The organism is Candidatus Thiodiazotropha endoloripes, from assembly GCF_001708965.1.
GTDB lineage: Bacteria > Pseudomonadota > Gammaproteobacteria > Chromatiales > Chromatiaceae > Thiodiazotropha > Thiodiazotropha endoloripes.
Genome location: NZ_LVJW01000003.1, coordinates 719,806 through 739,592 on the forward strand (window position 1 = coordinate 719,806; position 19,787 = coordinate 739,592).

The 19,787-nt window shown below is 52.5% G+C and carries 15 protein-coding genes; 4 read left to right on the forward strand and 11 right to left on the reverse strand.

Annotation, left to right across the window (positions count from 1 at the left end; translation table 11 throughout):
* Window positions 1-223 precede the first annotated feature (223 nt).
* From A3193_RS03335 to A3193_RS03350, 4 genes are all read right to left on the reverse strand, one after another.
* A complete protein-coding gene (locus A3193_RS03335; RefSeq protein ID WP_069004749.1) occupies window positions 224-487 on the reverse strand; it encodes a hypothetical protein in 264 nt (87 codons plus the stop codon).
* A gap of 31 nt (window positions 488-518) precedes the next feature.
* Window positions 519-3,788: a FecR domain-containing protein gene (locus A3193_RS03340; RefSeq protein ID WP_162273726.1), complete on the reverse strand. Its 3,270-nt coding sequence runs from the start codon at window positions 3,786-3,788 to the stop codon at window positions 519-521.
* A gap of 391 nt (window positions 3,789-4,179) precedes the next feature.
* On the reverse strand, window positions 4,180-4,383 hold the full coding sequence (locus tag A3193_RS03345) for a FecR family protein (RefSeq protein ID WP_069004751.1): 204 nt from the start codon (window positions 4,381-4,383) through the stop codon (window positions 4,180-4,182).
* Between the two features lie 127 nt (window positions 4,384-4,510).
* Window positions 4,511-6,673 carry a CHASE2 domain-containing protein gene (locus A3193_RS03350; RefSeq protein WP_069004752.1) on the reverse strand — a complete coding sequence of 721 codons (2,163 nt, stop codon included), beginning with the start codon at window positions 6,671-6,673 and terminating at the stop codon, window positions 4,511-4,513.
* Between the two features lie 413 nt (window positions 6,674-7,086).
* On the opposite strand from A3193_RS03350, the gene A3193_RS03355 reads away from it, so the two are divergent.
* Together A3193_RS03355 and A3193_RS03360 are read left to right on the forward strand one after the other, a co-directional pair.
* Window positions 7,087-7,731 carry a Crp/Fnr family transcriptional regulator gene (locus A3193_RS03355; RefSeq protein ID WP_069004753.1) on the forward strand — a complete coding sequence of 215 codons (645 nt, stop codon included), beginning with the start codon at window positions 7,087-7,089 and terminating at the stop codon, window positions 7,729-7,731.
* Window positions 7,732-7,807: 76 nt separating this feature from the next.
* The gene (locus tag A3193_RS03360; RefSeq protein ID WP_069004754.1) at window positions 7,808-9,157 is read left to right on the forward strand and encodes a POT family MFS transporter; all 1,350 of its coding nucleotides are present in this window, start codon (window positions 7,808-7,810) and stop codon (window positions 9,155-9,157) included.
* A 446-nt stretch (window positions 9,158-9,603) separates the two neighbouring features.
* Here A3193_RS03360 and A3193_RS03365 read toward each other — a convergent pair whose 3' ends face one another.
* The 5 genes from A3193_RS03365 to A3193_RS03385 form a co-directional block, all read right to left on the reverse strand.
* A complete protein-coding gene (locus A3193_RS03365) occupies window positions 9,604-10,992 on the reverse strand; it encodes an FAD-binding oxidoreductase (RefSeq protein WP_069014085.1) in 1,389 nt (462 codons plus the stop codon).
* Between the two features lies 1 nt (window position 10,993).
* A complete protein-coding gene (locus A3193_RS03370) occupies window positions 10,994-11,575 on the reverse strand; it encodes a BON domain-containing protein (protein ID WP_069004756.1) in 582 nt (193 codons plus the stop codon).
* Between the two features lie 83 nt (window positions 11,576-11,658).
* Window positions 11,659-12,246: a phosphoheptose isomerase gene (locus A3193_RS03375; protein ID WP_069004757.1), complete on the reverse strand. Its 588-nt coding sequence runs from the start codon at window positions 12,244-12,246 to the stop codon at window positions 11,659-11,661.
* A gap of 308 nt (window positions 12,247-12,554) precedes the next feature.
* Window positions 12,555-12,911 (reverse strand): YraN family protein, encoded by a 357-nt coding sequence (locus tag A3193_RS03380; protein WP_069004758.1) that lies wholly within the window; start codon window positions 12,909-12,911, stop codon window positions 12,555-12,557.
* Window positions 12,908-14,929: a penicillin-binding protein activator gene (locus tag A3193_RS03385; RefSeq protein ID WP_069014086.1), complete on the reverse strand. Its 2,022-nt coding sequence runs from the start codon at window positions 14,927-14,929 to the stop codon at window positions 12,908-12,910. Before A3193_RS03385 ends, A3193_RS03380 begins: the two co-directional genes overlap by 4 nt.
* A 173-nt stretch (window positions 14,930-15,102) precedes the next feature.
* On the opposite strand from A3193_RS03385, the gene rsmI reads away from it, so the two are divergent.
* Window positions 15,103-15,945 carry a 16S rRNA (cytidine(1402)-2'-O)-methyltransferase gene (rsmI, locus tag A3193_RS03390; protein ID WP_069004760.1) on the forward strand — a complete coding sequence of 281 codons (843 nt, stop codon included), beginning with the start codon at window positions 15,103-15,105 and terminating at the stop codon, window positions 15,943-15,945.
* Between the two features lie 57 nt (window positions 15,946-16,002).
* Window positions 16,003-16,629, forward strand: a complete 627-nt coding sequence (locus A3193_RS03395; protein ID WP_141694626.1) for an outer membrane protein — start codon at window positions 16,003-16,005, stop codon at window positions 16,627-16,629.
* Between the two features lie 173 nt (window positions 16,630-16,802).
* On the opposite strand, the gene A3193_RS03400 is transcribed toward A3193_RS03395, so the two are convergent.
* Window positions 16,803-17,246 (reverse strand): Hsp20/alpha crystallin family protein, encoded by a 444-nt coding sequence (locus A3193_RS03400; RefSeq protein ID WP_069004762.1) that lies wholly within the window; start codon window positions 17,244-17,246, stop codon window positions 16,803-16,805.
* A gap of 170 nt (window positions 17,247-17,416) precedes the next feature.
* Window positions 17,417-19,543, reverse strand: a complete 2,127-nt coding sequence (locus A3193_RS03405) for a YgiQ family radical SAM protein (protein ID WP_069014088.1) — start codon at window positions 19,541-19,543, stop codon at window positions 17,417-17,419.
* Window positions 19,544-19,787 lie beyond the last annotated feature (244 nt).

A 19,787-nucleotide genomic window follows, 5' to 3' on the forward strand; every position in this document is an offset into this window, starting at 1 on the left:
CATGCAGGTAAGGTTAAATTAAACAAACGTCAACAAGATAAATTATCCTGTAACGCAGTGCGTATTTAATAATGCTGTGAAACGGTGCTTAGGCCACTAAATATCGGGCTTCTGCCATTATATACAACAGAGTCTCGGTAAGTGGTTTTCAAAAGCGCATAAATCACATGCGAAAATGGCCTGAAATTTCACTAAGCAACTAAATATACTGCAGTAGCTATATTTAGACTGGCCACCAATAACCTGGTGGATTGATATATGCCCAGCGAGAGCCCTTTGCTTCGACTATTGTCAACTGCCGTACGTTGACTACTTTCTTGATTGGTGGGCATTTTCGTTTCGAAGGTTTTATAAGTTTCATCTCGCCGTCACTGTCATCATATACTTTGACGGTCCCGTCAGGTTTCAATACCAGAGTATAATCAAAAATAGACTCGTTATCCTTTTTCTTGGTATTTGTCTTTTTTTCTTTGTTGCTTTTTGCCATATTCTGCTCCTCTCTTCTGTGGTTATATTAACTAGCGAACGTTTACTGAAATTTTTCCAAACACAAATCTTTCGCCAGCAAAGGATGAAGGTGACGCGGTAAGCTCCGGATCGTTAATGTCATAACTATCTCGATCTTCAAAATTTATCTGTTTATCGAAGATGTTATTTATGCCAAGGGATACAGATCCGCGACGGTTTGGAAATCGGTAGTTAAAAGCAAGGTCAGTTGACACGCCATTGTCTTCTCCTTGCTGGGTTTCTGTCCCGGTTTTGTTGATGAACTCGCCTTCTTGGTCATAGTAGGTAGCAGTAAGCTTGGTAGAGAAACCGAGCGGATGATAATAACTGATGGAGACGGGTAGTTGGTGAGTCTTCAATTCAAGAACGCCGTCTGGTGCCAATACAACGGAATTTGATTGAATGTTTTGAGCTAGATCGCTCCTGCTATATGAGTACTCGACGCCAAAGGACCAGAAAGGTGAAGTGGTCCAATTAAGCCACAATACGGTATTCATGTCATCGTGTTCTATTATTTGAGAAGTGTTGCCTGGAGGTATGGTTGAAAAGTCAACAAGCCCAATTTCTGTCTCTAATTCACGAAAAACTGAAGAGACACCGGCATGTAAATTATGTGTAAATTGATGGTTATACTCCGCTGCATAGGCCCAGTAATCAGTTTTGTCAAAATCATCGTACAATTGATTGAAACCGAAAATTTGTGAAGGCTCCAGTGTCTCATAGAGTGATGGTAAAACAACACTCATGCGGTTTCGAAAAACAGCCAGTCGAAGTTCGCTGCTGGTTGTTGGGATGACCTGAAATCCTATTTTTGGATAGGCCTTGTTAAATTCATCATTATCTACATCTTCCTTTATATAGCTTAATCCACCCATCAAAGTGGATTGATCGTTGATGTCGTAATGCAGATAACCATATAGTCTTGTTTGCCATGCATCATGTTCAGATGAGGATGTGCAACTTGGAAACGGACAACCCATTGCGAATTCAAAGACGGACAAGGCATCTTCCTCTTCATTTTGATGGCTTACGCCCGCCAACCAAACCGTTTGCTCCAGTTTTCCGGATAATTGCACTTCATAGAGATCAATCGTACGGTCGCTTTCTGTACTGAATGTTGTAAAGGGATCAAGGTCCTGAGAACGGACAAATTCATAATCGCGCCTAATGCCGGAAATCAGCAAGTTGGTGTTGGCCGCCAATGCATGCCTAACACCTAATCGAATCGTGGATATGTCACTATTGACCTGGAAGTCATCAACATTGAGAAACTCTGGGAGCAGTCGTTGAGTCACATCCCCTTTTTCTTCTTCGGATTCGCTAATCTCAATTTGGAACGATGTGCTATCTGAAAGAGCAAATTGGGCAAATCCGTTATAGATGTCCTGCTCATAAACAGCACTTTCGTTACGAAATCCATCTGTTTCGGCATGGTACTGTCCAAGACTGAACGCAAATCGATCAGTTAATCCGGCTAAAATTGCATCCTCAGCCCAGGTGCTCTCTTCACCATATGAGGCATCTAATTGAAACGCCAAACCACTCTTAGTAAACAGCGGATTATATTCATAGTAGGATAGGTCGGCTGGCCCATTTCCATCCAATAGACCAAGGTTTGAGTTACTCAATTGAGGTTGCAGAGGATCCAGGTTCAGGGGTTGAGTCAATTTTGATTGTAGCAACTCGCTTTGTCTTGCGGCATCCCGGTTGCTAATACCCACGTAGCTGTCAGCCAACAACCGATGAGCTGAGTGATTGATGGGAGCCTGTATTAAGGCGTCTGTCGCCTGATAGGCTGCCTGCTGTTCAAAACTCAAATCGTTGTAGATTCTACCAAGCGCTACGTTTCGTGATGCCTCGTCATTATCAAGAAGCTGCCTTGAACGATATACACCCCGGTTATCATTTAACTCAATCGCACGCTGCTGCGCATGTAACGCCTCTACCGGTCTATTGGCTGATTGCAACAATATTGAATCATAAAACCAGGCCGTGGGATCGTTGGGATCGAGTTCTTTCGCCATGGCAAATTGTTGGGATGCCAAGTCGTTGCGCCTCTCCTCGTAATAGGCCTTGCCCATGTAACTGCGAAGCAAGGCGTTGTTTGGATCGAGCAGTGCTGCTGTTTCAATCTCTTTGCGGCCTTCCACCAAATCACCTTGGCGAATACCCAGCAGGCCCAAGCCAAGGTGGGGGAGGGGAGCCGCTGAATCAAGTTCAATAGCCCTCTGAAATGCCGTTTTCGCGGTATCCAGGCTGATCTCGCGTAACGATGCGAACCCAAGAACGGTATGCGCCAGTGAGAGCTTGGGATCGATGGTGACAGCCTGGTTGGCGGAATCACGAGCGGCGCGGGTATTGCCTGTCATTAACCAGACTTCCGCAAGTCGCGCCTGTGTCAGGGCGTTTTGAGGTGCAAGTTGCGCGGCTTTTTGGCTGTTGGCCAAGGCGGCGGGTATGTCAAACATAGCCTGATCGACATAGGATTGCGCCATATAGGCAGTGGCTGAATGCCTATCCTTTTCCAGTGCTTGTTTCGCCGACTCTGCCGCTTCTTCAAGTCGATTCTCAACAATCGCCTTGATGGCGGCTTGAGCCAATGTATCCGCTTCGCTGGGTAGAGCTGGCAGTGGAGGATAGTAAAGTGCCCAGGCAACGGCATTGAAGGGTCTGGCGATTGACGTAACGACAGGCGGTTGATCCTGCTCGGCGCGGGCTGCCTGATTGGCACCCAGCTCTACCGAGCCCACATTATTGCTGGCAATTACCACCCCCTCTAAGACGATCACATCCGTGCCGGTATCATCTATTCGAACCACAAATTCAGTACCCTCTATGGAGGCGTTCACATAAGGCGTTTTGACCTCAAGACTCTTTGGTGTGCGGCTGATGAAATGAATGGCCCCTCGCAGCAGGTCCAGGAAGGAGGGGGTCGACTTAGCGACCTGACTAAATATCAGTGAGGAATTCTCATCCAGACGCAGCAAGGTATCATTTGTCAGGCGGATGGCCGCCCTGCTGTTGTGTGATGTTCTGAGGGTATCGCCAGCACAGAAATGATCTTCGAGTACTGCCTGGTGCCAGCCCCCTTGATCAGCAACCCTCTTTTCCACCTTCCCCTCCAGGGAGACCAATTGCGCCACATGGACACAATCATCAGAGACGGCATGCTGTGGTAAGAAAAGGATGAAAACAAGAAACAAGTAGTGGGCGAGCATTGTGAAGTTTCGGCAATGCTGCATAGTGATCCCCTGAATAGCGATTTTTAGATCCAAAAACATCTCAAGCATAGCCAGTTTTTGAGCAAAAAAAATTTCTCAAGCTTGAGTTATATAGTAACCAAAATTAAACGATATGCGAATTTATTTCATATTTGCTAAGACGATTGGCCCCTATTTTTAATGTAGATTGTTCGTACCTCCTCATAACCCCCTCTCTGCAAACAGGATCACACCCAATAAACCAGTAGAAAAGTGTAATTATCCCAATGCTTTATGCGGTTTTTGTCGTCGGGATAGTTTACCAAGCCGAATATTATTTCTGAATCCGTATCTTCGACAGTCGCACTGGCGAATTTGCAGCTGATTATCAACGGGTGGCTCAAGACCGAAACCTTTTCTGTAAGGCTGTGATGATGTTGTGCAGCTCATTGCATATTGATGACTGTTCGTACTACCTTGGTGCGCACTTACCCTGTGATGTTGCTACTTTATCAACAAGAAGTTGGCCCCTGACCTTGCCTTCCGCCACCCTGATCAGGGTGGCGCTGTCGTTGACCTCCAGGGTGAATTCCGTCCCTTCGATCGAGGCGTTGATGTGGGGGATAATTGGCCTGGGCGGGGTGGCTGATGCGACTGATAAAATGGGCCTTACCATTGATGTTCTCAAGCCAGCTCGTCTGCTGTTTAGGCGTTTTTATTCATAAAATCGTAATTATCACCATATATTTCCTTAATTCAGATGTTGGTGTTAATTAACAATATGGCCTGGTCAGTGGGAATGTTTAGTATTTGCGCTTTTGTGTGCTTCTACGGTCAGCGAACTGATTGATGTAGTAGTTCGTCGGGCCATCCGAGGGGAAATCCTCTGCGATCAATTGAAATTTCCTGTTGGCCGCTGGACGCTCGCCCATTTGCCATAATAGGAGCGCTTCCGCAAAAGCCTGATGAAGGCTGAGCATACTGGCGTCGACAGATTCTGATTTGGCGGCAACCTCAAAGATCTTAATCGGCTTCTCCTTGCCCGAGACGGAGAACAGACCCAGCTCCCGGGTCTGTATACGCTTCAGGTGTTTGATGAAGTCCTCCGAAGCGAGAATCCGCGTGCCCAACAACTTATTGAGATTCTCGATGCGGGAAGTGGTGTTAACCATGTCTCCCACCGCTCGGTACTCGAAATGGTCGATGGCGCCCACATGGCTCATCACCAGTTCGCCCGAATGGAGTCCGATGCGGGTGAAAAGTTTGGGTTCGAGATCGGAGTTTTGGATCGCCGTTCCTATCTCCAGGGCCGCTTCACAGGCCATCTGCTCCATGTTGTGGTTGATTTCGGTCGCCGGCCAGATGGCGAGCATCGCGTCACCGACCACATCCGAAACGATGCCTTTGTTTGCCCGTACCGGGGTAAAGAGGATTTTGAAATAGCGGTTCAGGTACTCCTGCAGCACTTTCGGCGCCATCTTTTCCGCCATCGCCGTGTAGTTCTGTGCATCGGAGGCCAGGCATACCCCGTAGGCTGAGTCGATCAGGCCAGCCGGTTGTTTGTTGTCCCGGGCCAATCTTTCAATTACATCGCCTGGTAGATAGTAACCAAACAGACGACGCAGATGCTCACGGCTGGTACGCATCTGTTGATAGTGCCAGATCAGACTGACGACCAGGGCTACCGGGAGTTGTATGACCAGTGGGATAAACCAGGGCAGCCAGAGATTGAATTGGCTGAACAGCAGATGGGTCGAGCCGAAGTAAGCCCCACCAACCACCAAACCCGCAAAAACTCCATTCAGTCCAGGGGTGAATCGAAACAGCAAACTGATCCCCACACCAAAGAGGATCAACAATAATGCGATCCAGCCGGTATGAGGGTGATGCAGAATCTCCTGGTTGAGCAGGTTCGCGTAGGCTGTGGCGGCAATTTCAACACCACTGATATCCAGGCCGTTGGATTGAGAAAAGACGGTATAGAAGCCATCTTTCTGTTTCGGTTGATAGGCTCCCGCATAGCCGATGAAGAGGGTTTTACCCCGTAGATGATTTAATGAATCGGCCGGTGAGGCGAGGATTTCCTGCAAGCTGTGGGTTTTGATGCTGCCTGGCGGTCCATAGAAGTTGAGATGGGGGTAGGCCGGTGTCTCAAACAGATGCATCACTGATTGCATCTGCTGATAGCGTAGATTCGACATCCTCAGTTTATGCTGCTCTTCCAGCTGGGTTTGCATATGCTCAACCAGAGCCGGGTTGTTGCGAATGAAGAGTGCGGTCTCATGCAGATCTGTCAGATTCGGTGGTTGCAGTGATGACCCATGTGCATCAAGGGATCCAAGCAAAAGCTGCTTGAGTCTTTTTCCACCAGGATCGGCGGCATGCAGCAGCGCAGCAGCTGGGAGTGAAAGCAGTTTTTGATTACCACTGAATGTCCAGAACCGACTGACCTTGACTGGAACTTTCGGCAGCACGAACGGTGCGAGTTCGAGTGCCGCCTCGGCCAGGATGGTCGTAGGGGGGATCAGCTGTTCCAAGGCGTGTGTTCCGTTGCTGTTTTTGATCTGCAGCTGTTGCTGGTAGGAGACCAGCAGAACATTACCGCTTTGTCGTATGGTATCGGCGAGCTGGCGATCTGATTCAACGCCCCTGGCTTTCTTGAAGAAGATATCAAAAACAATCAACCGGACATCGGCCTGATTGAGCCGCTCAATGAGTTCTGCATGCAGACTGCGTGGCCAATCAGGGATCTCTTCACCCAACCCGAGTTGAGCTGCGGTTTCACCATTGATCGAGATGATCTCGACCGATTCAGGTGGCGCTCTTTGGCCACGTAACTTGAACAACAGACCAAGACCCGCATCTTCCTCCCAGGCGCTACCCATGGGCAGAAGGCTGAAAAGTACGCCCAGAATACCAATCGAGATACCCAGTAGCAGTGTTGATCTAAGCTGATGTTTTTCCACAACGACCCTGTTGGTTTATAAAACTGTTGACCAGTTAGTCTCTATCAGCTGCAGTGAAACGGCCTTCTGCGAGGCTGAAAAACACCACTGAAGTCCTGAAGATGTATTGTCTGGCCAGCAGATTCAGAGTGAGATTTGGATCACCACATTCCAATACAGTTGATCTTGCCACTGTAGAAGTCACTATTTTCTGTTAAAGTTTTACCAGGGCCATCCATTTGGATGCGTAATGACAGGCCCTGACCTGGTACAGACCTGCTTATGTGTATTCAGGGTGATTGATCCACAGTGTACAACATGGGAGCGTGAAGGGAGAGAACTGCGTCATTCCAGACAGTGTGGCAATAGGCATGGGTTGATATGGAGTGTGGCCCCTGTAGATAACATTTACCCACAGACAATATAATAAGGCCATGATAGAAAACGTCTCCATTTTTGCCGGTATGGACCCAAGCGATCTTGCGTTGATCGAACAACGTATGGTCAGAAGGAGCTATCCACGAAACACCATCATCCTCTCGGAAGGTGATAACAGCGACTCCCTGTATGTCATCTTGAGTGGTAAGGTTAAGGTCTATCTGAATGATGAAAATGGCAAAGAGGCCATTATCAACTATCAGGAGGAGGGTGAGTACTTTGGTGAGCTCTCATTGATCGATGACTACAAAAGATCAGCTTCGATCATGACCACCGTCAAGACTACTGTGGCGATCATGTCCAAACAGGCCTTCCATCAGGTGTTGCAGACCAACCCGAATATCTCTATCCATCTGTTGAAGGATATGGTCCATCGGGTTAGAACACTTACCGACGAGGTGAAGAGTCTTGCCCTGTCAGATGTCTATGGACGACTGAGTAAAACCCTGTTGAGTCTGGCTGAAGAGAAGGATGGGTTGTTGGTCATCGAGGGGCATGTTACCCAGCAGGAGTTGGCCAATCGCATTGGTGCATCCCGTGAAATGGTCTGTCGAATCTTCAAGGATCTTGTCAAAGGTGGCTATATCACCTCCAGTACCAATCAGTATGTGATCAACAAGCAGTTGCCGGCCCGCTACTGATCCCAGACATCGGTTGCGCCCTTGAGCCTGGATGGCAGTAGCTCTGGGTGGAGAGTAATCGGAGAATCCTTTCACTGTGACTGACTACCTGCGCGCCCCTTTAGCCTCCAAAGATCTGCCGGCAGGAATTCCTTTTATCATCGGTAACGAAGCTGCTGAACGCTTCAGCTTCTACGGCATGCGTGCGGTACTGGTGGTGTTTATGACTCAGTACCTGCTCGACAGTAGCGGTGCCGCTAATCCGATGAACGGGGAGGAGGCCAAGGGCTGGTTTCATCTGTTTGTATCGGCGGTCTATCTTACGCCTCTGTTTGGTGCATTGATCTCCGATGGTCTGCTGGGCAAGTACCGCACCATCATTCTGCTCTCTCTGGTCTACTGTCTGGGCCACTTTGCTCTGGCGCTCGATCACACCCGTTTGGGGTTGCTGCTGGGGCTGGGTTTGATCGCAATGGGTTCTGGTGGCATCAAGCCCTGTGTCTCGGCTCACCTTGGGGATCAGTTCGGTCGCAGCAATGCCTATCTGCTGTCACGCAGTTTCGGCTGGTTCTACTTTGCCATCAATCTCGGGGCCTTTGCATCGACCCTGGCCACTCCGTGGTTGCTGCAGCAGGCCGGGCCCGATTGGGCGTTCGGCGTACCGGGGATTTTGATGGTCATCGCAACCATTATCTTCTGGTCCGGCCGCCGCAGGTTTGTCCATATCCCCCCTGCGGGGCTGAGTTTTGTGCGGGAGGTCTTCACTCCCCAGGGCTTGTCGGTTCTGTTAAGGCTCTTCGGGCTCTATCTGTTTGTCGCTGTATTCTGGTCGCTATTCGATCAGACCGGCTCCGCCTGGGTGCTACAGGCCAAAAGCATGGATTTGAAGCTGTTTGGATTGGCGATTCTGCCGGCCCAGATCCAGGCCGCCAATCCGCTGCTGGTGATGCTGCTGGTGCCCACTTTCAGCTATCTGATCTACCCGGCGATACAGCGCAGGTGGCGATTGACCCCGCTGCGAAAAATCGGTTTCGGTATGCTGCTCGCCGCACTGGCCTTCGCCATCTCCGCCTGGATTCAGTATCAGATCGATGCCGGCCATACCCCATCCATCGCCTGGCAGCTGCTCGCCTATCTGGTGTTGACCAGTGGCGAGGTGATGGTCTCCATTACCTGTCTGGAGTTTTCCTATACCCAGGCGCCGGTGCGCATGAAATCCTTTGTCATGGCCTTTTTCATGATGTCGATTGCGATCGGTAATCTCTTTACCAGTATCGTCAACTTTGCCATTGAGGGCACCTCGCTGCTGCAGGGTGTGGACTACTATCTCTTTTTCACCCTGCTGATGTTATTCACAACCCTGCTCTACGCACTGTTATCCCCATACTATCGAGAGCGTACCCATCTGCAGCAAGAGCTGAATCCAGTGGAAAAAAGTCGCAGCTGAGATGTGAATATTTCACAGCCATAAAATTCCCCATTCCCTATCCTTAACAGCATGAACTTTCAGTTACTTGAACTAATCGGGGAGAGAAAGGCATGTGGCACAAAACACTCATCATCACCATCGGTTTAATGATCAGTTTTTTCTCCGCGCCCCTATGCCTGGACAGGTTCCAGATCTCTCACGAATCTCCACTGCAGATCCTGCTCTCATTGGTGGAGACTGAACAGACTAACGGGTCAGAGCTGGGAGGGAAACGGAACTCTTGAATGGTTAGCCTGCGGCCAAAAAAACTGTGCCGCAACGGATGCTGAACCAGGCGATTTCTCTACTGCTCGACCTCTCATTTGGGTAGCACTCTCTGTCTTAGGCTGAGAGTGTTTTTTTTTGCCTGATGTTTATCGAGTGTGGCCTATCAGATGATCTGGGCTGCTGCGGTGCTCTCTATTTCAGTCTGGAAACAGAATGCCCGGATTGAGGATCTGGTGGGGGTCGAACTGCTGTTTGATGCTGCGCATCAGTTTCAGCTCCACAGGATCGAGTTCCTGATCGACAAACTGGCGTTTGACGACGCCGATGCCGTGCTCGCCGGAGAGTGTTCCACCCAATCCCAGCACCAGTTCAAACAGCGCATTCAGACAGTGCTCACCAGCGGCGAGTTGCTTCGGGTCGTCCGGGTCGAGCAGCAGGTTTACATGGATGTTGCCGTTACCCGCATGGCCGAAATTGACGATGGTGACACCGGTCTCCTTGGAGAGGTTCTCCAGGGTCTCGATCAACTCCGGTATGCGGGAGACGGGCACCACCACATCCTCGTTGATTTTTTTAGGTGCAATATTGCGCAGTGCCGGGGAGAGGGCCTTGCGGGTCTTCCACAGTTTGGCCACTTCCTCTTTGGTCTCAGCGGTATGGATGTCGATCAATCCCTCAACGCTGGCGGCCTGGGCGACCGCAGTTACCTCGTCGGCAATGCAGTGTTCGGCGCCATCCACTTCAATCATCAGCAGTGCGCCAACCGATGAATCGAGGGCCAGATCGGAGAACTCCCTGACCATCTCCAGCGCAGATTTATCCATGAACTCAAGGGCGCAGGGGATGACCGGTTGTCCCATGATGGCAGAGACCGCTTTGGCGGCCGCATGGATATCGCTATAGGTGGCTTGCAGGGTTCTTTTGGTCTGTGCCAATGGTGTCAGTTTGAGACGGGCTTCGGTAATGATCGCCAGGGTGCCTTCGGATCCGATAATCAACCTTGTCAGATCGTAGCCCACCACACCTTTGGTTGTATTGACGCCGGTGTAGAAGGTTTCACCGCTGCCGGTGACCCCTTTCAGGCCGAGTGTGCTCTCCCTGGGAGTGCCATATTTTACCGCCCTGGGACCGGCTGAGTTGTAGGCGAGATTCCCTCCAATGGTGCAGACAGTGGCACTGGTCGGGTCCGGTGGCCAGAAGAAGCCCTGCTGCTGGAGTGCGGTTTGCAGTTCCTTGTTGGTAACCCCGGGTTCAACCCTGGCCAGGCGGTTTTCCCGGTCGATCTCCAGGATCCGGTTCATACGCTCCAGTGAGAGAACGATGCCGCCCTGTTGTGGCACCGTGGCACCGGTTGTGCCGGTACCCTTCCCCCGGGTAACCAGCGGGATGCGATGCTGATGGCAGAGCTTGACGATGCCGGCAACCTGATCGTGCTCCCGGGCAAATACCACGGCCTCAGGCGTGGCCTGCAAACGACTGTTGTCATAACCGTAGGGAAGGCAGTCTCCCGGGTCGGTAAAGAGATTCTCCTTGCCGACTATTTTGGAGAGCTGTTTGATCAGCTCCGCTGAGAGTTTTTCGCTCAATTCAGATGTACTCGAAGACCCGCACGACCCGTCGTACACCACTGATATGACGCACCACCTCGGTAACCGCGTCACCCTCCTGTTTGGTGATCAAACCGAGCAGAAACACGGTTCCCCGTTCGGTGACCACTTTGACTCTGAGTGGATCGAAACCGGGTATGTCGATGCTTGAGAGTTTCAGTTTGACCTCGGAAGTCAGGGCTACATCACGGCTGTCCTCGCCAATCGAGGAGGCACTGCCGATCTCGATTTCATTGACCACCCGGCGTACCCGTTCCACACCGGTGACCAGTTGCTCCGCCTTGCGTCGCAGGTTTTCATTGGCCGCCTGTCCGGTGAGCAGTACCACCATGTTGTAGCTGGTGACGGAAATATTGGTATGTTCTTTGATCTTTGGATCTTTCTTCAACACATCGTAGGCCTTGAGCTCAATGCTCTGGTCCTCGACGATCACGCCGGTAGTGCGTCTGTCGTGGATGATGGTTGCAGTGGCCGCTGCACCGCCGACAATCGCTGCGGCACATCCCTGCAGGGTGAGCGCAGCGAGAAGGATGTAGAGCGTGGGTGAGAATTTTATCTGCATGAGCTTCCTCTTATGGTTATCTGTCTTAGGGATCCGTTTAATTTGCTCGTTATATCGGATGAAAAAACTGATAGGCGGTACCATCAACCGCCGAGCAGCTGTTGATCCACCAGGTCACACAAACAGTGAATGATCAGAAGATGCACCTCCTGTATCCGCGCGGTGACAATCGATGGAACGCGAATTTCGACATCCCCCGGGGCGAGTAGTTTCGCCAGTTCCCCGCCATCTTTTCCGGTCAGGGCAACCACCGCCATTTCCCGTTCGTGAGCCGATTGTACCGCATGATTCACATTACTCGAATTGCCACTGGTGGAGATTGCCAGCAACAGGTCGTTGGGTTGACCCAGGGCTTCGATCTGGCGGGAGAAGATCAATGAGAAATCGTAGTCGTTGCTGATCGAGGTCACAGTCGAGCTGTCGGTTGTCAGAGCAATGGCGGGTAGACCTGGTCGCTCCCGTTCGTAGCGGTTGAGCATCTCTGATGAGAAGTGTTGCGCATCGCCTGCTGAGCCCCCATTGCCACAGCTCAGGATCTTGTTGCCCTCAAGCAGGCGGTCGAACACCAGTCTGGCGGCATCGGCAATCGGTTGGGTTAAAAGCGGCAGAGCTTCGATCTTGATCTGAATGCTCTGGTTGAAGAGTTTCTGGATGCGCTCTTGGTCTAGCATCTGTGTATTAGGCCTGGTGGTGGATCTGATCCGGATTCGCTGGCAAGTGTCTCATAAATTCTTCAGCCCGGCATCATTCAATTCCGCGCATGGCAAAAGAAAAAACGGTCCGAAAATGTGCACGAATAAACGCAAATGGTTTGTTGATCACTGGAGACTGCTGGAGTGCTTCATTCACCTTTGCCACCCCGGCGAATTGCAGGTTGCTACCTGGATGTATCGGAGACAGAACAGACTATAGGCACTTATTCACCATCAGTTGCGGCCACAATTCCGGTTGAATAGCCTGGTTGGCGGTAAGGGGCTCCTCAACTCTGAATGGCATCCTTGATCCAGGTGGTCCGGTTGTTAGCGGAACCGTTGATCGCCACCACATCGAACCGGCAGGCCTGGTCGATGCGGTTTTTTTGCAGATAGAGATTGGCGGCAGCCAACAGCTTGCGCTGTTTGCTTGGGGTGATGCTCTCCAGCGCGGAACCGTAATCGTCCGTTTGACGGTAGCGGACCTCAACGAATACAAGGGTGCGCTTTTCACGCATGATCAGATCGATCTCTCCCACTTTACAGCGGAAGTTACGGGTAACCAGATTGAGACCGCGACGACTCAGGTAGTCGACGGCCAGCTGCTCTGCGGCTTCTCCCTGCTGCAGATGGTCGGCTTTCATCGTCTGCCGGCTGGCTCAGAGAGATCGTGATCCGATACCGGCGGCAGTTCGGCTTCGACTGCTTCGGATCTACCGGTTTCCACATCGATGCCCAGTTCATCAATACTGTTCATGTCATTGAAGGTTTGGGTATTGTGTGGCATCTCAATGCGAGGTGCATAACCGATGATACTCGCCTTACCCTTTTCCATATCGGCCCAGGCCAATAACCGGTGCATGCGGTTCTGTGCATCCAGATAGATGGTGCCGCTCTTGCCGTTGTAGAGTCTGCCCGGCTGCTGCTGCATGGCCTGTAGTTGGGAGAGCAGGTTGTAGCTGTCGATCCCCATGGCATAGAGTCTGGCATAGCGACCCTTTACCCCGGGCATGAACCGCTCGAGACTTTTGCGCGACAGGGCACCTCCGTGATTGTCTTCAAGCAACCAGGGGGTGTCGACAAAACTGATCTTGCCCAGATCCCGGTCCAGCTCGGCCTGTTCGATCCCGGAGTAGATGTGGGAAGTGGATAGAATCGGCAGGTTGCCGGCTCGGAAAAACTTCAGCTGCGGACGGATCTGTCTCGCCTTTTGCGGACGGGCTGCGAGAAAAATGAAATCCGCGTCCTGGCGTGTGCGGGGTTCAGCCTCAACTCTTTGTCCCATCAATCGGGTCAGTGAGCGTATCCGAGCCTCGCTCTCATTGATATTCAGCAGCATTCGGATCGGTACCGAGAAATCGTTCTCCTTGGGCAGATAGGTTTGGCTCTCCATGATTTCGCCACCCAGAGTCAGCCAGCGATTGCGAAAGCTGTTGGCCAGACGGTCTCCCCAGTTACCCTGGGGAGTCAGGATCAGGGCTGTTCTATGGCCTTCCAGCCAGGCGCGTTCGGCGACCTGTTCCGCCTCATCCTCCGGGGCCAGGCCAAACTGGAACAGGTTGGGATTGGTCTCATAGAACTCGTCCTCCACCTGGTTGAGCGCCAGGACCGGGATGTCGAGCAGCTCCAGGTTGGAGATCATCTTCACCGAATCCTTGTTCAACGGGCCGACAATCATCTGTGCGCCGTTGAGGATCGCCTGCTGATAGATGCTCAGGGTGCTCTGTAACTCACTGCTGTCGTAAAACTGCAGTTTGGGGCGATATTGGGGAGGCTGTTGATACCAGGCTGCCATCAGTCCATCCCTGACCGCCGCTGCAACTTTGGCGTAGGGACCGCTGCGGGGCAGCATGACGGCAATATGGTCATCGGGACTGAGTCCCTGCAGCTCAAGCAGGCCAGCCATCATTGTCTGCATCGCCGGGTGGTCGGGGAAGCGCTGCCGCCACTCCGCCAGACTGCTGCTCAGCTCCTCCGGATCCGCTGTCTGGGATTTGATGACTTTTGCCAGTTCCATCCAGCCGATCAGGGTGGATGGGGGCTGGGGCTGCAACAGGGTCAGTGCGGTATCGGTCATGGTGGTCAGGGTCTGCACCAGCAGCTCCTGGATGACCAGGCGTTGATCCGGATCCTCCTCCATCAGCAGATCGAGTACATCAAGTTCCCGTGCGCTCTCCAGCAGGTTTCCTGATAGACGGAAGATCTCCGCCATATTGCGATGGTAGTGCTGACGCAGCGCCAACGGTGCGTCCGGCCCCGGCTCCGGCTGCATCAGATCCAATGCCTGGTCGATGTCACCCTGCAATACCGCCAGTTCGGTTCGCAACATCCTCAGTTTCAGGTTGAAATCGAGATCTGTTTCAGATGGTTGGATCAGCTTGACCAGTGCCAGGCTCCGCTCCTGCTCGCCCGCTCTCAGCCAATATTCAACCGCTTCCAGCAACAGCTGCTCGCGAAACGGGGATTCAGACTCCATGGCGTAGGTTTCAACAATCATCGCCGCCGTGGCGTAATCCTCATCTTCAAGCAACGAGGTGACCTGCAGTCGGAGTTCTGGCGACATCTGCGGGGCAGGCTGGGACTCTTTGGTGACTGTGGTACAACCCTGCTGAAACAACAGGACAAAGATCGATAACAGGGCAATATGGCGGATGATGTGCATAACTCAGTATCTGTAGCGGGATCCAGTATAATCAACCCGGCAACATAATCGATTGCCAACAGGGCTTCAACAATGGTGTTCATCCGAACAGCGCATGACTGCCAGGATTGACCATCGAAATCAGTAACTTATATTAGACACTACCTAGCAGTGTCTGTGAAACGGGAATATCTGTGTCTAAGGGCGTACTTTACGTTGTCGCAACACCAATCGGCAATCTTGATGACCTGACCCCCAGAGCGGTCGAAATTCTCAAGCAGGTCGATTTCATCGCCGCCGAGGATACCAGGCATACCCGCCCTCTGTTGCGCCATTATGCCATCGATACCCCGATGCGTTCGCTGCACCAGTTCAATGAACGGGCAAAAATGGAGACCCTGCTGGCTGAGCTCGATCAGGGCTCCTCGATCGCCCTGGTATCAGATGCGGGTACGCCACTGATCAGCGATCCCGGTTTCCCCCTGGTCAGGGGTTACGCCGCTGTCGGGGGTGAGATTGTGCCGATTCCAGGTGCCAGCGCGCTGGCTTGCGCTCTCTCGGCAGCCGGCCTGCCCACCGACCGGTTTCTGTTCGCCGGTTTTCCACCCCGCAGCCGCTCCCAGCGGCAGAAGTGGTTGCAGGATCTCACAACTGAGCGGGCGACACTGGTCTTTTACGAGGCAAGTCACCGGGTGGTGGAGAGCCTGGAAGATATGAGTGCCAGCTTCGGCAGCGAGCGGGACGCTGTGATTGCCCGAGAGATGACAAAGACCTATGAAACCTTCCTCAGGGGGAATCTTGAATCTCTGCTGCAGATTCTGCAGCAAGATGAGGATCAGCGGAAAGGTGAGTTTGTCATTCTGATCGAAGGCTCGACTGTTGTATCTCAGACACGAGTGGAAGTGGATGTGGAGCAGATGCTGATCACACTCCTGGCGGAACTACCGCTCAAACAGGCTGTTTCCCTGGCTTCGAAGGTCACCGGCATAAAGAAAAATAAGCTATATAATCAAGCGCTTGAGTTGTCTCGCACCTAAGTTGTGAATTGTTACCATTAATTTGTGAGCAATTTGGACGATAATGAGTCTAACAAGTTGTTTCATTTGTACGACATGATGCGCGGACCACAATTTCTAACAATCTGGCTACTGATTTTCGGTAGTACATCCAGTCTGGCGGCAGAGAGTGAGCTTGAGTTCACTCCCTTTGTCGGCTATCGCTTCGGCGGTACCCTGGATGATGAGCGGACTGGTCGCAGTTGGGATTTTGATGAAGCTTCGGATTGGGGATTCACCCTGAGTCAGCCGGCATCTGAAACAACCCGTTATGAGTTTCTCTACAGCCATCAGGATACCTCCCTGGCGGACACCACCGACCCGAACAATGCCTTCGATCTTGATGTGCACTACTTTCACATGGGTGGCACCGTGGACGTCTATCAGGATCGTTTCACCCCCTATTTCTCAGGTGGGCTGGGTATGACCTATCTGCATCCCGGGCAGGCAGGCTATGAGAACAAGACCCGCTTCTCCCTGAGTGTTGGCGGTGGTCTCAAATGGTACCCGACCGAGCGTTTGGGAATTCGTTTTGAGATGCGTGGTTACAGTACCCTGGTCAACTCCAACAGCAGCCTTTTCTGTGATAGTGGCTGCGAACTGCAGATCAGCGGCGATGCCTTTCCTCAGTTCGAAACCAATCTGGGTCTGATTTTTCGTTTCTGATCAACCGTTGTTGGTTGCCCAATAGATTCCAATCCTTCCGTTGAGTCTGCCCTGGAGCCTGTTGCGGTTTTCAGATTCCAGAATCATCAGCGGTGCTTGACGTTCATTCGCGGCTAACGGTGATCTGCTGTCAACAACAACCGGGGCTCTGAAAAGAGCCCCGGTAGCAGAAGTTAGTGGGTCACCTCGATCCGTTTTGGTGTTTTATCTTCCGTCTTTGGGATGGTGATTTCGATGACGCCGTCTTTACCGGTTGCCTGTACCGCTTCGGCATCGGTATTTTCCGGCAGTGAGAAACGGCGATAGAAGATACCGTGGGAACGTTCCACCCGCCTGAAGTTATCCCGCTCCTCAGTCTCTTCGAACTTACGCTCGCCGCGGATGCTCAAGACACCATTTTCCATGGTGATTTCGATATCTTCCGGTTTTACGCCTGGGATATCGGCACGGATCAGGAAGTGATCCGTCTCTTCTTTGATATCAACAGCGGGTACCCAGTCACCGCCTACCAGGTGGGAGGTTTCCTCATCCCGATGTGGTTGAGTATGGAACATCCGGTCCATTTCCTGACGCCACTCTTCAAGGGAACGCCAGGGGTCATAACGTGTGATATTCATGACGTACCTCCTTTCGTAAGGTGCTTCCTAAGAGGTGAAATTCGTAAATATTACGACTCGCCCCTACTTTGAATATGGTTCTGTTTGGGCGCTTTTTCAAGCCCCGAAAAGGGCAATTTTCGGGTTTGGGAAATTGTTTCCAACTATCTGAAATAAAAGGGATAAAAAAGCTATTTTGAGCGGCTGTTACGGGCTCTTTTTGGGCTGCTGCCGCGCTTTTGTCTGCGCTGTTTGATCGGGGCTCTGGCGGCTTGATTCCGGCCTTTGGGGGATGGCTGTTTTTGTCTGCCATCGGCCGTGGGCTGCCAGCTCGGTACCAGATGTTTTTTGCCGTTACCAATCAGGTCGCTGCGCCCCATACGGGCTAACGCATCACGCAGCATGGGCCAGTTTTTCGGGTCGTGGTAGCGTAAAAAGGCCTTATGCAGGCGTCGCTGCTTCAATCCCCTGACCACACTCACATTGGCCCGGCCCGGGCCGATCTTCCTAAGCGGATTTCTGCCGGTGTGATACATCGCCGAGGCGATGGCCAGCGGGGTCGGCAGGAAGGCCTGTACCTGATCAGGACGAAAGTTGTTGCGTTTCAACCAGAGTGCCAGGTTGAGCATATCCTTGTCACTGGTGCCAGGATGGGCGGCGATGAAGTAGGGGATCAGATACTGTTCTTTGCCCGCTTCCGCCGAGTATTTGTCGAACAGCCTCTTGAACTGTTCATAACTCTCAATCCCAGGTTTCATCATTTTATCGAGGGGGGAGGCTTCGGTGTGTTCCGGTGCGATCTTCAGATAGCCCCCCACATGGTGGGTGACCAGCTCCCGGATATATTCGGGGGAGCGAATCGCCAGGTCGTAGCGCAGGCCGGAGGCGATGAAGATACGCTTGATGCCGGGCAGTTTGCGGCTGCGCCGATAGAGATTGATCAGCGGTTTGTGATCGGTATTGAGATTCGGGCAGATACCGGGAAAGACACAGGAGAGCCGACGGCAGGCGGACTCGATCGTCTTATCCTTGCAGGCCAGTCGGTACATGTTGGCGGTCGGGCCGCCCAGGTCGGAGATGTTGCCGGTGAAGCCCGGTACCTGGTCGCGGATCGTCTCCACCTCGCGGATGATCGAATCCTCCGAGCGGCTCTGAATGATGCGCCCCTCATGCTCGGTGATCGAGCAGAAGGTGCAGCCACCGAAACAGCCGCGCATGATGTTGACCGAGTGGCGGATCATCTCCCAGGCCGGATTGCGCGCCTCCCCGTAGGACGGGTGGGGGGTTCTGCTGTAGGGGAGTTCATAGACCCGGTCCAGCTCCTCCGTGGTCAGGGGGATGGGAGGCGGATTGAGCCAGACATCCCGTTTGCCGTGCTGCTGTACCAGCGCACGGGCGTTACCCGGATTGGTCTCCAGGTGGAACACCCGGGAGGCGTGGGCATAGATGATCTCATCCTCCACCACCTGATCGTAGGAGGGGAGGCGAACCACACTGAGCGCCCGGTCGAGTCGGCTGGGTCGGTTGTGGGGTGTGAATCGGATCGCCTGCTTACAGTCGGGTTGATGCTGGTAGGGGTCTTTGTGGACCGCCTTGGCGCCCGGGGTATCCAGCTTGGTGGAGTCGATCTCGAACCACGCTTCGGGTATCCCCTGGCTCATATACCCGGTGCCGCGGATATCCCGGATCTGATCGATCTTCTCACCTTTCGCCATCCGGTGTGCGACCTCCACGATGGCCCGTTCCGCATTACCGAAGATCAGCAGATCCGCCTTCGAATCGGGCAGAATGGAGCGGCGCACCTTGTCTGACCAGTAGTCGTAGTGGGCAATCCGCCGCAGACTCGCCTCGATGCCGCCAATGATGACAGGAATCCCTTTAAAGGCCTCCCGGGCGCGCTGGGCATAGACGATCACGGAGCGATCAGGACGTTTGCCTGCCTCCCCATCGGGAGTATAGGCATCGTCACTGCGGATACGGCGATCCGAGGTATAGCGGTTGACCATCGAATCCATATTGCCGGCGGTGATGCCGAAAAACAGGTTGGGGCGTCCTAATTCTCTGAAAGCATCCGCATGGCTCCAGTCCGGCTGGGCAATGATGCCGACCCGAAAGCCCTGCGCCTCCAGCAGTCGTCCGATCAGCGCCATGCCGAAACTGGGATGGTCCACATAGGCATCGCCGGTCACCAGAATCACATCGCAACTGTCCCAGCCCAGGTCGTCCATCTCCTCCCGGCTCATCGGCAGGACAGGGGAGACACCAAAGCGGGCGGCCCAGTAGGGTCGGTAGGAGAAGATGTTGGCAGGCTGAGTCATGGGGTAGTGATTATATCGTGCTTTTGAGTGTCGGGCAGTGTTGAGATTCCTATGGGGAATTGCTTAGCTGACAATGCTCCAAATGCAAATTCATAACTTACCTCGCCATGCGTTTGGAAATCACACCCAATCCCTGTGCGTTTATCACCACGCTTGTGCGGACTGAAAACCAGTAAAACAGGAATCCCGTTCCTGTAACGAGTTGCCTAACCCCCAGCCGCAACCTATTCTGAAATGAGTATTG